This is a genomic window from Embleya sp. NPDC005575 (genome assembly GCF_040605455.1).
Lineage (GTDB): Bacteria > Actinomycetota > Actinomycetes > Streptomycetales > Streptomycetaceae > Embleya.
Genome location: NZ_JBEXCV010000005.1, coordinates 66,368 through 78,675 on the forward strand (window position 1 = coordinate 66,368; position 12,308 = coordinate 78,675).

The window sequence follows — 12,308 nt, forward strand, 5'->3', positions numbered from 1 at the left end:
GCCGATGCCCCCCGTAGGCGTGAAGCCCCATGGTAATCAGCGGGCTCGCGCGGGGTCAGCGCAGTTGCACCCGGGTTCGCGCGACCATCTTGGCCAGCGCGTCGATGGCCTGGTTCTTGGCAGACTCGAAGGTCTTGTCGCCCCGGTCCACGACCGCGGCGGTGAGCACCATCTGGCCTTGACGGGCCGTCACCCACACGTACTGGAACGGCGGTCCGCCACCCCTGCCGAACCACTGGGCGCGCGCCACGTGCACCTCGTCGATGCCCGGCACGGTCAGGTCGAAGACCTGGATGCCGTTCAACTTCTCGTCTCCGGCGAGCACCTGGTTCGGGCAGCGCCGTCCGTCGGCGATCGCGGCCCGCATGTCGGTCTGCGCCGCGGCGGTATCGGCGTACACGGTCGCGGAGGACGTCGCGAGCGTCTTGCTGAGGTTGTCCGCGCTCGGTTGGCCGTCCGGGATGTAGACGTAGCGCGCCATGGTCGCGAGCGCGCCCGGCACGGTGCCCTGGACGACCTGCTTGCAGTCGGTGCCGGTGATCACCCGATCGAGGCCGCCGTACTCGTAGCTGCGCTCCTGGGGGACGTAGGTCGGGCCCCAGTCCTTGGGCACCAGCGCGACCGTCGCGACCAGCGTCTTGGCCTGCGCGGTGGTGAGTGGGACGTCGGCGCGCGTGGTCGCGGTGGGGCTCGGCGGAGCGCTGGTCACCGGCGGCTCGGGGGTGACCGGGTCCGGCGACGGCGGCGGAGGCGGCTCGGTGGTCTGATCCCGACTCGCGCTCGCGGTGGGCGAGTCGGTCGCCCCCAGGCCGAACGGACCGTCCTTGGAGGAGCCACCCTGACACCCGACCACGAGCGTGCCGCTCACGATCAGGGCCGCCCCCGCCGCCATCACCCGCATCATGGAATGCCCCCGCTTTCCGCACACGTCGCCTCGACAACCATTGAAGCCGGTGGCGCGGGCTCCCGGGCGCGAACGCACGTACTGCGGCGCCCCTTTCGGCGCCGTCCGCGAAATCCGCACGCGCGCCGTCCGACTCCGACCCGGGTCTACGCGGATTCCCTGTGAGTTGTATGGGAGTTCGATCGGCGGGCGGCACCTCGGGACCCGCCGACCGCTTTTTGCGTGATCCGTGCTATTTGCCGTAGTAGTACCGGCAGGCAGCGATCCGAATGTGGTCGTCCGCGATCTTGTGGACGAGGCGGTGTTCGTCGGTGATCCGGCGCGACCGGTAGCCCCGGAAGCCGGGCGAGTCCCCCGGCACCTCGACCAACCTTCCGTAATGACATGATTTATTCGTCTTGCGGAGGTGGGATCTTGTTCGGCGGCTCCAGCCGCTTCAGCGGCTCCAGTGAATCGAGTGCGCCCAACCGGCGGGCCGAGCCCGTGCAGCGGCTGTTGTTCGGTGGCGTGTACGGAACGGTGCTGGCCAGCGCGATGGCCGCTGCCCTGGCACAGGACGGCGGGGTATCCAATCCCGGCTACGACGCGCTGTGGGTACTGCTCGCGGCGCTGGCGTCGGCCGCGGCGCACGGCTACGCGCATGCCATCGCACACCGCACCGCCGACCCCACGACGGTCGCCGCGAGCACCGCGCGGTCCGTACTGACCGAGTGGCCCCTGGTCGCGGCGGTACTGCCGACGGTGGCGGCGCTGCTCGGCGCGCACGCGAGATGGTGGGGCGAGGAGCCCGCGATCGAGGTGGTGCTGCTCCTGAATACGGCGACCCTGTTCGGCTGGGGCCTGTCCGCGGCCCGGGTGGCCGGCCGGAGCTGGGCCGCGGCCTGCCGGGTCGGCGGGGTGGACATGCTGCTCGGCCTGTTCATCGTGGGGGCCAACACACTGAGCAAGTAGCCCCGAAGGCCGCGCCGGCGAGACACGGTCGGTGTGCGAGGTCGAGCGCGCCAGGAGCGCGCTGCGACGATGCATCGACCAGGCTCATACAGCCGACGACGGTGGGGGGTGGAGCATGACCGGGCGCAGTGACCGGCAGCAGATCCGCTCACGGCGGATGACGGAGGCCGGTGCGGAGGAGGCCTACGAGGCGGCTCGGATCGCGTTCGAGCTCGGGCGCAGCCCCACCATCCAGGTTCCAAAGCGCCTGGCCAAGGCGCCGGATGTCGAGTCGATGGTCCGCTTGGCGCCGCATACGGCGGCCTGACCGGCGTTCGCCGTCGTCCCCGAGTGTGGGTCGTGATGGTCCCCGTCTTGTCGTGGGCCGGGTGCTGTGCCATATATGTCTAGACCAATTACTCTCGGTGGAGAGAGGCATCGTGGCGCGACGGATGGCTTGGATCGGCTTGTCGGGGTTGGCCGTTGCGCTTGTGGTGGCGGGATGTTCCAAGGACGCGCGGGACACCACGGCGCCGGCGGTGCCCGGTGAGGTCAGTGCGCTCGCGTCGAGTTCGGTGTCGGTGCACGTGATGTGGCGCGCCGATCCGGACGTCGCGGTGTTCGAGGTGTATCGCGGGGACGCGAAAGTGCTGGACGTGATCGGCGGGCGGCACATGGTGGATGTCGGCGGGCTGACTCCGGAAACCGCGTACGCGTTCTCCGTACGGGCGCGGGACCGGGCCGGGAACGTGTCGCCGGCGAGCGCGTCGGTGCCGGCCACGACGTTGTCCGTGGCCCGGGGCGAACGGGTGCCGCCGACCGCCCCGCGCGACGTGCGCGGGCAGGCCCGGGGGGCCGGCGGCGCGACGCTGGCCTGGGAGGCCGCCACGGACGACGTGGGGGTGAGCGCGTACGACATCTGGCAGGCCGGCGTGCGGGTGCACAGCGTCGCCGGGGATCTGACCACGGCGGTGGTCACCGGCCTGCGACCGGGCACCGAGTACAGCTTCACCGTCACCGCTCGCGACGCGGCGGACAACAAGTCACCGGAGAGCAACGCGGTGACCGTGGTCACCGAGCAGGGCGCCGGGGACGGTCGCGACACCGCGCCGACCGGGCTGCGGGCGGTGTCTCGGATCGCGGTGGACGGCACGTACGTGGACCTGAGTTGGACGCCACCGGATGTCGACGGGACGGTCGCGAGCTACGAGGTGTACCTGGACGGGAAGTTCCTGACCACGGTGATGTGGGGCGTGGCACCGCCGCCCGGGACGGCGCAGTACAGCCTTCCGCTGGGTGACCGGCCGGTGGGCGGACATGTGCTGAAGATCCGCGGCCGGTTGCCGGACGGCAAGTGGGGCGCCTTCTCCGCCGACCTGACCCTGACGAACGCGCCGTCGGCTTCGGACCCGGCGACGACCACGACGGCACCGACCGGGCCGGGCGGCTCCTGAGGACCGGGTCCCGAGAGCCGGCCCGGGCGGCCGGGGGAGCGTCAGCGCGAGCGCGAGGCGCGGGTCGCGCGGGCGGACCTGGTGGAGCCGGTCGGGTTCTCCGGGACGGTCGGCATCGCCGAGCGCGGGGCGCGCGCCGCGCGACCGCTCGGCTTGGCGACCGGGCCGATCTCGCGGGTCAGCCACAGGCAGATGACGTTGACGACGTAGTTGAGCTCGGCCTTGTCCAGCGGCCGGCCCTTGGGGATGGCGTGCAGTTCTTCGAGGCAGCCTCGGCAGCACGTGCCGGTGGCGTGCTGGGCGACGAACACCGGATGGCCGCGGTACGGGGTCTGTCGGCCGTCCTTGCTGGGCTTCGCGGGACCCAGGCGCCGCGCGACCAGGTCGTACGCGTACCAGCGCACGCCGGATTCGCCCAGCGTCAGGGCGACCGTGCGCTCCCGGCCGGGCAGGTGGAACTTGGCGCGGGACGGGAGCTTGCCGATCGCGTCCAGGCGGGCGTCGAGCGGCTCGGGCCTGGCGCCCTTGGAGGTCTTGGTTGTCATATCGCCTCCAACGGTAACCCGTCCGGCTCAGCCCAGGTACTTGTGGAAGAGCGTGCTGGATCGCAGTACGCCCGACGGGTCCGCGGCATAGGCCGGGATGGCGCCCGACTCGATCCAGCCGGCGCTCTTGTACAAGTGCTCCGCGCCGCTGCCGGTCCGAGTGTCCAGGGTGAGCAGGCTGCGGCCCGCCGACGCTGCGAACTGCTCTGCCGTGGACAGGAGTTCGCGGGCGAGTCCGTTGCCTCGGGCGCGTCGGTGGACCAGCAGCCGGGACACCGAGGCGCGATGCCGGCTGTCCGGCATGCCGGCGAATCGGAGCTGGATGGTCCCGGTGACGCCTTGGTGGTCCGAGGTCACCCACACCACGCTGCGATTGCTGCGTATCTCGGTCCCCTGGGCGGCCCACCACTCGGCGGCCGCGTCGATCGGCAACGGCGCGAGGAATCCGACCCCGGCCCCGTCCTCGACCGCGTCCACGAGCAGCGCGGCCAGACCGGGGGTGTACGTGACGAGATCGATCGCGGAAAGCCGGACGGGCGTTGTCATACAACCATTCTCGCGCGCGTCCCTCGAAGCCCGGACGGGGGCGGTCAGTGGGCGCGGTCGTAGGTTTCGCGGTTGTCGAGGATCTCGGCGACGTGTGCCTCCCCGGCCCGGTCCCGGACGGCCCGGTGGGTGTCGATGAGGCTTTCGCCGAGCGGGGTCGGCGAGTATTCGTTGCGCGGCGGGGCCTCGGACACGAGCGAGGCTCGGGGCTCGGCACGCAGGGTGTGGGGCTCGGAACAGTTCGGGGCTCGGAGACGTGGTGTACCCGGACCGGACGCCCGCCCTCAGCCTCGCTCCAGAAATCGCAATACCGCGAGCACCCGCCGGTGGTCGCCGTCGGCGAGAGGCAGGGCCGGCTTGGCCAGGATGTTGTTGATGTGCATGGCGACCGCACTCTCGCCGATCACCGGTTGCGCCGCGATGCCGGCGTTGGATCGGCCCTCCGCACAGTCCGAGCACTTCCCGAACGAGGGTGAATCCAGTGCCACCACACTGCCGAAACGCCACTCGGCGCGGAACCCGGGAAGGGGATCCGCGCCGAGTGGCGTTCGGGCTCGATGGTTAGACCAGGGCCGGTTCGCGCTGCTCCGACGCGGGCGAGGCCGATGTCTCGGTGAACTGGTTCTCCCGGGCCCGCTTCGGCAGCAGGAAGCCCAGGGCGAAGGCCACCGCCGTCAGCCCGAGGGCCAGCAGCGTCGTGCGCTTGACCGCGTCGACCGAGGAGCGGGTGTGCGTGTCGGCGCCCGCCTTCGCGACCGCCGCGGCGGAGGCCGGGGTGACCGGGATGCTCGTGCAGCTCGCCGGGAGCCGGTCCGGGTCGGTGGCGTTCTCCCGGGCGTCCACGCACGCCCGCAGCCCGGCCACGATAGCGTCCTGCGTATTCGCCGGAACGCCCGCCGCGGTCAGCTCGGTGCGCAGCCTCGGTGCCGCGTTCACGTCGAAGTTGTGGGTGGCCTGCGCGCCGATCACCCCGAAGAACACCGTGCCCAGGATCGCGATGCCCAGCGAGGCGCCGAGCTGCTGGAGGGATTCGAGCGCCCCGGACGCCGAGCCGACCTCGTGGTCCTCGACCTCGCCCATGATGATGTCGAAGACCGGTACGAAGATCATCCCCATGCCGAGCCCGAACAGCGCCAGCGGAGCGAGCAGGTCGCCGGTGCCGACGCCCACCCCGGCGTCCGCGAAGACCAGGTACATCCAGGCGATGCCCGCCGCCATCACGCTCAACCCGATGTGCAGGATGCGCCGGCCCAGCTTGCCCATCACCACGCCGCTCAAGCCGGACCCGACGAACGCGCCGAGCGCCCACGCGCCCATCGTCAGGCTCGCCCGGGTCGGGCTGTAGCCCAGGCCGAGCTGGAGGAACAGGCCGATCGCCATCGAGATCCCGACGATCGCGCCGAAGAACACCATCACGAAGCCGACGCCCGAGGCGTACGACCGGCGTCGGAACACGCCGAGCTTGATCAGCGGCACCCGTCCCGCCGCCTCGCGCCGCAGCTGGTACACCGCGAAGCCGGCCAACACCGGCAGCGACGCCGCGCACTCGACCAACGACCAGACCGGCCAGCCCAGTTCGCGTCCCTGGACGAGCGGGTGCACGAGCATGAAGGTACCGACGCCAGCGAGCACCATGCCCAGCACGTCGAGCCGGCCACCGGCCTCGCTCGGCGGCGCCTTCGGCAACATCCGCCAGCCGATCAGCAGCGCGAACGCGCCCAGCGGAACGTTGATCAGGAAGATCATCCGCCACCCGGTGCCGAACAGGTCACCGTCCACGAGCACACCCGCGACGATCGGCCCCAGCACCGTGGACAACCCGATCGCCGGGCCGAACACCGCGAACGCCTTGCCGATCTCGGCCGGCGGGAACAGGTCCCGGATCAGGCCGAACGTCTGCGGGATCATCAGCGCGCCCAGCAACCCCTGGAGCACCCGCGCGACGATCAGCGTCTCCGGCGACCAGGCGACCGCGCAGGCCACCGAGAGCACCACGAAGCCGACCACGCCGACCATCAGCATGAACTTGCGGCCGTACATGTCGCCGAGCCGCGCGCCGGTGAGCAGGCCCACCGCGAGCGCGAGCGTGTAACCGGCCGCGATCCACTGGAGACTGGCGTAACTGCCTCCCAGATCCCGGCGGATCGCGGGCGCCGCGACGCCCACCACGCTGGAGTCGAGCAGGTTCATCAAGGTGGCGGCCAGCACCGCCAGAAGTCCGAGCCAGCGCTGCTTGGGGCCTACGGAGGACTGGGAGATCGGGGTTGCGAGGGTCTTCTCGCCGCTGTTTTCCACGTCTTCGAATCTAAATGTAAATCAGGCAAGAATCGTTCCTGTTCGAGCGACCCGAGCCGGCAGACTTCGGCTCATGCTGGAAACCTCAGCGCGACTTTTGCGCATGCTCTCGCTCATGCAGACGCGGCCCGACTGGACCGGCCCCGAACTCGCCGAACGACTCGGCGTGAGCGGGCGCACGGTCCGCTACGACATCGAGCGGCTGCGCAGCCTGGGCTACCCGGTGCACGCGCGGCGCGGCGTGGTCGGCGGCTATCGACTCGGCGCGGGCAAGGCGCTTCCGCCGCTGCTGCTGGACGACGAGGAGGCGGTCAGCGTGGTGGTCGGCCTGCGGATCGCCGCCGGCAGCGTCGTGGACGGCATGGACGAGGCGATGCTGCGCGCGCTCACCAAGCTCGACCAGGTGCTGCCGTCCCGGCTGCACCGCCGGGTCAAGGCGCTGCAGAAGTACACCGTCCCGGTCCGCTCGACCGGTCCGGCCGTGGACATGGATGTGATGACCGTACTGGCCGGCGCCTGCCGCGACCACGAGCAACTGCGCTTCGGGTACAGCTCGCACGAGGGCAAGGAGACCTCACGGGTGGTCGAGCCCTATCGGCTCGTGCACCGGATGGGCCGCTGGTACTTGGTCGCGTGGGACATCAAGCGCGAGGACTGGCGCACCTTCCGGATGGACCGGATCACCCCGCGCCCACCGCACGGCCCCCGCTTCACGCCGCGCGAACTGCCCGCCGACGGCGACGTGGCGGCCTTCGTGAACCAGGGCGTGGAGAGCGTGCGCGGACAGGTCCGGGCCCGGGTGCTGGTGCGCGCGCCGATCGCCTCGGTGGCCGATCGGGTACCGCCGGCCTTCGGCTCGTTCGCGGTGGTCGACGACGACACCTGCGTATTCGAGACCGGTGCGTCCAGCATCGAGAACCTGGCCGTCTACATCAGCCTGCTGGACGCCGACTTCGAGGTCGAGGACCCGCCCGAACTGGTCGCCTACATCCGCCGGTTGGCCCACCGGTACGCGGGCGCGACACCGAGCACCGACGCGGCCGACACCGCCCGCCCCGGGTCCACCGGGACCGCCGGGCGCACGGGCGACGAAGCCGCCGCCGTCGGCCCCGCGCGCTGAGACACGACAGCGCCCCCGACCCCTTCGGCACGAGGGGATCGGGGGCGCCGGTCGAGTGGGAGCGTCAGACCGAGACCGGTTCGCGCTCCGACGTCTTCTGGAGCGGGACGCTCGGCGTGGCCGGTTCGTCCGGGGCTTCCAGATCACGCGGGTTGTTGTACATCTCCAGGTCCAGCGTCTTCTCCCGGGCGGAGACCAGGATCGGCACCACAACTTGCCCGGCCACGTTCGTGGCGGTGCGGATCATGTCCAGGATCGGGTCGATCGCCAGCAGCAGCGCCACGCCCGCGAGCGGCAGGTTCACCGTGCTGAGCGTGAGGGTCAGCATGATGATCGCGCCGGTGAGACCGGCGGTGGCCGCCGAGCCGATCACCGAGACGAACGCGATCAGCAGGTATTCCTTGATGCCCAGGTTCACGCCGTAGACCTCGGCCACGAAGATCGCGGCGATCGCCGGGTAGATCGCGGCGCAACCGTCCATCTTCGTGGTGGCGCCGAACGGCACCGCGAACGAGGCGTAGTCCTTCGGGACGCCGAGGCGCTCGGTGACCTTCTGGGTGACCGGCATGGTGCCGACCGAGGAGCGCGAGACGAACGCGAGCTGGATGGCCGGCCACGCGCCCTTGAAGTAGTTCAGCGGGTTGACCTTGCCGACCAGCGCGAGCAGCAGCGGGTAGACCACGAACATCACCAGCGCGCAACCGATGTAGATGTCGGCGGTGAACGTGCCCAGCGGCTTGATCAGGTCCCAGCCGTAGGTGGCGACCGAGGTGCCGATCAGACCCAGCGTGCCCAGCGGGGACAGCTTGATCACCCACCACAGCGCCTTCTGGATGATCTCCAGGACCAGTTCGGCGCCCTTGACCAGCGGTTCGGCCTTGGCGCCGACCGACAGGATCGCGGAGCCGAGCACGACCGCCAGGAAGACGATCTGCAGGACCTTGACCTCGGAGAACGCGGTGACGATGTTCGTCGGGATGATGCCGGTGAGGAAGTCGAGCCAGTCGCCGTTGGTCTTCGGCGCCTTGCCCGGGTCGGCCGGCAGCTTGAAGCCGTCACCCGGGTTGGTGACCAGACCGATGGTGAGACCGATCGCGACCGCGATCAGCGACGTGATCAGGAACCACAGCAGGGTGCGCGCGGCCAGCCGCGCGGCGTTGTTGACGTTGCGCAGGTTGACGACGCTGACCAGGATCGCGGTGAACACCAGCGGCGGTACGGCCAGCTTGAGCAGCTGGACGAAGATCGTGCCGATCTGGTCGAGCGTCTCGGTCAGCCACGAGACGCTGTACTCCTTGGCGATGAAGCCGAGGACCACACCGAGCACGAGGCCGGCGGCTATCTGGGCCCAGAAGGGAGTTCTCTTCAGGGACTTGAGTGAATCGACAGCAGACAAGGCAGGGCTCCTGAACGGGCACCGTGGGGGACGGGGGTGGCGGTACGGAGCGGCCGCCGACCTGCGCATCAATAGGCACACGAGTGCCCGCAGGGAGAACTACGAAGAAGCGATACTTCGCGCAGAACGGCCGCAGATGGCCGACGTGCGGGCGGTCGGGGCGACGAGCGTGAAGGCGTCAGCCCGGCAGGGGCACGGCGGCGATCAGCCGCAACACAGCGCGGTGGCGCAACGGCCCAGGTCGACGTGACGACGGGACACGAGCGGGAAACCCACCGCCGCGTGCGTCATCTGCGTGTCGCCTGCACCAATCATGGGAGCGAGAATAGCCACACCAAACCGATAAACGCAAAGAATTACGGAACGGACACCGACGGACACCGCCGGCCACACCTCGCTTAAGGCGCTTCTTCCCCGGCGCCCGTGCGGCCGCCGAAACCCACGAGACCCGCGACACCCACGAGATCCAGAGATCCAGAGATCCAGAGATCCGCGAGACCCGCCGGACCTACGAGACCGCGAGACCCTCGAAGCCTACGAGCCCTACGAAGCCCAGCGGCTCAGGAGGCTTCCTTGGCGATCCGGGTGACCGGGGCCACCGCCTCGTCCTCCGCGCGATTGTCCTCGGCGATCCGCTGCTTCGCCCGCTGCAACCGCTCGTACAGCGCCTCGGACATCGCGTCCCGCTCCGCGTTCAGGAACCGGTAGCTGATCACCGCCGACCCCGCCGCCGCGATGGCGATCGCGATGAAGACGTTCCCGCGGCCGTTCAGGTCGAAGAACCCGAACCCGACCATGACCACGGCGAACAGCGCGGCGAAGATGCCGAGCCGGTAGAGCGAGTAACGCAGCGCGGGATTCGACATGGTCACCTTCGGTTTCCCTGGCCAGAGCTGTACGAGTGGCGGCGGACGCGAGTCGAGCCGTCCCCTCCAGTCAAGCATCCCGTATTCGGATGGCGGAGACGGGCCCCGCCCCGAAGGCCGGCCGGTCCCGTCCCGAGCCGGATCACGGGCCGAGCCCGTGGATCCCATCCAGGATCATGTTCTCCCAATAGCTGCCCGGCTCGGCCCACGCGAGCGGATCGACCGAGGACAGCAGCTCGACCACGATCGACTCCCACACGTCGTGAATGCCGATTCCGAACCGCTCGCCCTGTCGGTGCATCCGTCCGATCACCCACATGGTGAAGGCGAGCGTGGCCAGGTCGGTGTTGAGCGTGTCCATTTCCGGCTCGTCGCCACCGGTGTACCAGCGCCGGACCACACCGGTACGGCCGTCCACGAGCAGGTCGCCGTCCTCGCTGACATAGCCGAGCACGACCAGGTGCTCCGCGTCCGCCGGCGGCTCCGGCTCGTCGTCCCAGTCCGCCCGGCGCTCGGCGATCAACTCGGCCAGGGTCGGCAGCGGCTTGCCGTCGCTGCGCATGTCCAGGTACGCCCACGCGTCGATCAGCCCGATGTCGAGCAGGAAGCGCCGGGTCGGCTCGTGCGTGATCGCGGCGGGCAACTGCCGTTCGCGGTAGCCGGAGAACTCGTTCTCGTACACCAGGTCGAGCATCGCGGGGGTGATCCGCACCGCCAGGCCCTCCCCCGGCACCGCCGCCCGGCGCAGTTGCCACAGCGCGAAGGACGTGTGCCAGAACGAGTGCCCCGGGTCCAGCTCGGGTTCGGTCTCGCCGAGCAGATCGATCAGGTCCTCGCCGGTGCGCACCGGGCCGCGGCCGGTACGGATCGCCTCCACCAGGCCGGCGTTGCGCACCAGGGTGGACACGTCCATCGAGATCGGCACGGGGTCACCGAATCGCTCCTCGCCGAAGACCCGACCGGTCGCGCCGTCGAGCAGCACCGCCCGGGCCGAGGTGCGCGGCGAGCCGTACGTGCCGAGCACGATCAGCCCGTCCCGGACGCCGCCCGGATCGAACCGGATCAAGGCGGCCTCGCGCGGCAGACCCACCTCGGCCAGGAAGCGCCGGGTGGGCTCGTGCCCGATCCCGGGCAGGTCGTGCCGGACCACCTCGCCGAACCACTCCTCGGCGTCCTGCGCGGTGATCGCGATCCGCAACGCGTCAGGCATACAGCAGACCTCCCGGCTCGTCGTCGAACATGTTCGGCCAGTACGCGGCCGGACCGCGGACCGCGAGCGGATCCACGGTGCCGAGCACGGCGGTCATGATCGTGGCCAGGCCGTCGTAGTCGTCGGTGATCGCGAACTCGCGGTCCCAGACCCGCACCCGCGCCACCATCCACTGCGCGAAGGCGAGCGTGGACAGGTCGGTGTTGACCGGGCACCGCTCTGCCGGCTCGTCCGGGTAGTGGGCGTACACCCGGCCGGTGAGGCCGTCCACGACCAGGTCGGCCTCGATCAGGGGCAGCGCGCCGAGCCGCACCGGGCGCCACACGTCCGGCGCGTCCGGGTACGGCTCGTCCTCGAACTCCTCCGACGTCGCGACCCACAGCGGACGATCCTCGTCCAACACCAGCGGAAGGGCGTCGATCAGCCCGACATCACGCAGGAAGCGCAGCGAAGGAGCATGGGAACGGAGCACCTCGGGGATGTTCCCCTCGGGAATCCGCGCCACCCGCTCCGCACCCGAATCCGCAGCCAAAGCCTCGTGGGTGAACTCCAGGCACAGCCCGTCCCGGCCGGGTTCGACCGCGTGCAGCAGCGGCCACACCAGCAGTGCGGCCCGCCAGAAGGCGCACACGTCCGGGTCCGAGTCCAAAACCCTCGGCTCGTATCCGCGCACTCGGGCCAAGGCCGCGCGCGACGCCTCGACGGGATCGCACCGGCCGCCGGTCCCGATCCCGGTGCCGGTCCCGGTCCGCAACGACTCGACCTCGCGCAGCAGTCGGCCGAACGTGTCCAGCCCGCCGGCGAGCAGTGTGCGGTCGGCGAGTTCCGAGTAGACCCGTCCGGTGGCCGGTTCGAGCACGATCACCCGGGGCGCGAACCACGCGAACTCGCCGAGCGCGAGCATCCCGTCGGGTCGCTCGCGCGGCTCGGGGTACAGGCGCAGCAGGGCCGCCTCGGCCGACGATTCCGCCTCCCGCAGGAAGGCGACGACCTCATCGCGCGTGACGGCCCCCATTCGGCACTCCCCCGTTACCGATCGACT

The 12,308-nt window shown here is 70.5% G+C and carries 14 protein-coding genes and 1 pseudogene; 4 read left to right on the forward strand and 11 right to left on the reverse strand.

Features of this window, described 5'->3' with window-relative positions:
* Positions 1-55: 55 nt before the first annotated feature.
* Both ABZS54_RS02765 and ABZS54_RS02770 read right to left on the reverse strand, forming a co-directional pair.
* Positions 56-892 (reverse strand): hypothetical protein, encoded by an 837-nt coding sequence (locus ABZS54_RS02765; RefSeq protein ID WP_355530164.1) that lies wholly within the window; start codon positions 890-892, stop codon positions 56-58.
* Between the two features lie 244 nt (positions 893-1,136).
* Positions 1,137-1,265 carry a type II toxin-antitoxin system YoeB family toxin gene (locus ABZS54_RS02770; RefSeq protein ID WP_355530167.1) on the reverse strand — a complete coding sequence of 43 codons (129 nt, stop codon included), beginning with the start codon at positions 1,263-1,265 and terminating at the stop codon, positions 1,137-1,139.
* Between the two features lie 53 nt (positions 1,266-1,318).
* On the opposite strand from ABZS54_RS02770, the gene ABZS54_RS02775 reads away from it, so the two are divergent.
* The 3 genes from ABZS54_RS02775 to ABZS54_RS02785 all read left to right on the forward strand — a co-directional run bounded on the left by ABZS54_RS02775 (position 1,319) and on the right by ABZS54_RS02785 (position 3,288).
* Positions 1,319-1,855, forward strand: a complete 537-nt coding sequence (locus ABZS54_RS02775; RefSeq protein ID WP_355530170.1) for a hypothetical protein — start codon at positions 1,319-1,321, stop codon at positions 1,853-1,855.
* A gap of 115 nt (positions 1,856-1,970) precedes the next feature.
* A complete protein-coding gene (locus ABZS54_RS02780) occupies positions 1,971-2,162 on the forward strand; it encodes a hypothetical protein (RefSeq protein WP_355530173.1) in 192 nt (63 codons plus the stop codon).
* Positions 2,163-2,286: 124 nt separating this feature from the next.
* Positions 2,287-3,288 (forward strand): fibronectin type III domain-containing protein, encoded by a 1,002-nt coding sequence (locus tag ABZS54_RS02785; RefSeq protein ID WP_355530176.1) that lies wholly within the window; start codon positions 2,287-2,289, stop codon positions 3,286-3,288.
* 41 nt (positions 3,289-3,329) lie between these two features.
* Here the strand turns inward: ABZS54_RS02785 and ABZS54_RS02790 are convergent, their stop codons facing one another.
* The 5 genes and pseudogenes from ABZS54_RS02790 to ABZS54_RS02810 form a co-directional block, all read right to left on the reverse strand.
* Positions 3,330-3,833: a DUF4186 domain-containing protein gene (locus ABZS54_RS02790; protein ID WP_355530179.1), complete on the reverse strand. Its 504-nt coding sequence runs from the start codon at positions 3,831-3,833 to the stop codon at positions 3,330-3,332.
* 27 nt (positions 3,834-3,860) lie between these two features.
* Positions 3,861-4,379, reverse strand: coding sequence for a GNAT family N-acetyltransferase (locus tag ABZS54_RS02795; RefSeq protein ID WP_355530182.1), 519 nt, complete (start codon positions 4,377-4,379; stop codon positions 3,861-3,863).
* Between the two features lie 44 nt (positions 4,380-4,423).
* A complete protein-coding gene (locus tag ABZS54_RS02800) occupies positions 4,424-4,573 on the reverse strand; it encodes a hypothetical protein (RefSeq protein WP_355530184.1) in 150 nt (49 codons plus the stop codon).
* 90 nt (positions 4,574-4,663) lie between these two features.
* Positions 4,664-4,825 (reverse strand): annotated as a pseudogene (locus tag ABZS54_RS02805) (DNA-binding response regulator); the annotation flags it as partial.
* Positions 4,826-4,940: 115 nt separating this feature from the next.
* Positions 4,941-6,674, reverse strand: a complete 1,734-nt coding sequence (locus ABZS54_RS02810; RefSeq protein WP_355530187.1) for an MFS transporter — start codon at positions 6,672-6,674, stop codon at positions 4,941-4,943.
* 73 nt (positions 6,675-6,747) lie between these two features.
* Between ABZS54_RS02810 and ABZS54_RS02815 the strand changes: the two genes are divergently transcribed.
* The gene (locus tag ABZS54_RS02815) at positions 6,748-7,794 is read left to right on the forward strand and encodes a YafY family protein (RefSeq protein ID WP_355530190.1); all 1,047 of its coding nucleotides are present in this window, start codon (positions 6,748-6,750) and stop codon (positions 7,792-7,794) included.
* A gap of 64 nt (positions 7,795-7,858) precedes the next feature.
* Here ABZS54_RS02815 and ABZS54_RS02820 read toward each other — a convergent pair whose 3' ends face one another.
* The 4 genes from ABZS54_RS02820 to ABZS54_RS02835 form a co-directional block, all read right to left on the reverse strand.
* Entirely contained in the window at positions 7,859-9,190 is a 1,332-nt protein-coding gene (locus ABZS54_RS02820; protein ID WP_355530193.1) for a dicarboxylate/amino acid:cation symporter, read from the reverse strand.
* A gap of 560 nt (positions 9,191-9,750) precedes the next feature.
* Positions 9,751-10,056, reverse strand: a complete 306-nt coding sequence (locus ABZS54_RS02825) for a DUF4229 domain-containing protein (protein WP_355530338.1) — start codon at positions 10,054-10,056, stop codon at positions 9,751-9,753.
* A 142-nt stretch (positions 10,057-10,198) separates the two neighbouring features.
* Positions 10,199-11,266: an SUKH-4 family immunity protein gene (locus tag ABZS54_RS02830; protein WP_355530196.1), complete on the reverse strand. Its 1,068-nt coding sequence runs from the start codon at positions 11,264-11,266 to the stop codon at positions 10,199-10,201.
* On the reverse strand, positions 11,259-12,281 hold the full coding sequence (locus ABZS54_RS02835) for an SUKH-4 family immunity protein (RefSeq protein WP_355530199.1): 1,023 nt from the start codon (positions 12,279-12,281) through the stop codon (positions 11,259-11,261). Before ABZS54_RS02835 ends, ABZS54_RS02830 begins: the two co-directional genes overlap by 8 nt.
* Positions 12,282-12,308 lie beyond the last annotated feature (27 nt).

What these genes read in the sequence shown, in the direction of transcription:
- ABZS54_RS02830 (WP_355530196.1), bottom strand. Translation starts at nt 11,266, where the DNA reads ATGCCTGACGCGTTGCGGATCGCGATCACCGCGCAGGACGCCGAGGAG.
- ABZS54_RS02765 (WP_355530164.1), bottom strand. Translation starts at nt 892, where the DNA reads ATGGCGGCGGGGGCGGCCCTGATCGTGAGCGGCACGCTCGTGGTCGGG.
- ABZS54_RS02790 (WP_355530179.1), bottom strand. Translation starts at nt 3,833, where the DNA reads ATGACAACCAAGACCTCCAAGGGCGCCAGGCCCGAGCCGCTCGACGCC.
- ABZS54_RS02785 (WP_355530176.1), top strand. Translation starts at nt 2,287, where the DNA reads ATGGCTTGGATCGGCTTGTCGGGGTTGGCCGTTGCGCTTGTGGTGGCG.
- ABZS54_RS02835 (WP_355530199.1), bottom strand. Translation starts at nt 12,281, where the DNA reads ATGGGGGCCGTCACGCGCGATGAGGTCGTCGCCTTCCTGCGGGAGGCG.
- ABZS54_RS02825 (WP_355530338.1), bottom strand. Translation starts at nt 10,056, where the DNA reads ATGTCGAATCCCGCGCTGCGTTACTCGCTCTACCGGCTCGGCATCTTC.
- ABZS54_RS02795 (WP_355530182.1), bottom strand. Translation starts at nt 4,379, where the DNA reads ATGACAACGCCCGTCCGGCTTTCCGCGATCGATCTCGTCACGTACACC.
- ABZS54_RS02780 (WP_355530173.1), top strand. Translation starts at nt 1,971, where the DNA reads ATGACCGGGCGCAGTGACCGGCAGCAGATCCGCTCACGGCGGATGACG.
- ABZS54_RS02815 (WP_355530190.1), top strand. Translation starts at nt 6,748, where the DNA reads ATGCTGGAAACCTCAGCGCGACTTTTGCGCATGCTCTCGCTCATGCAG.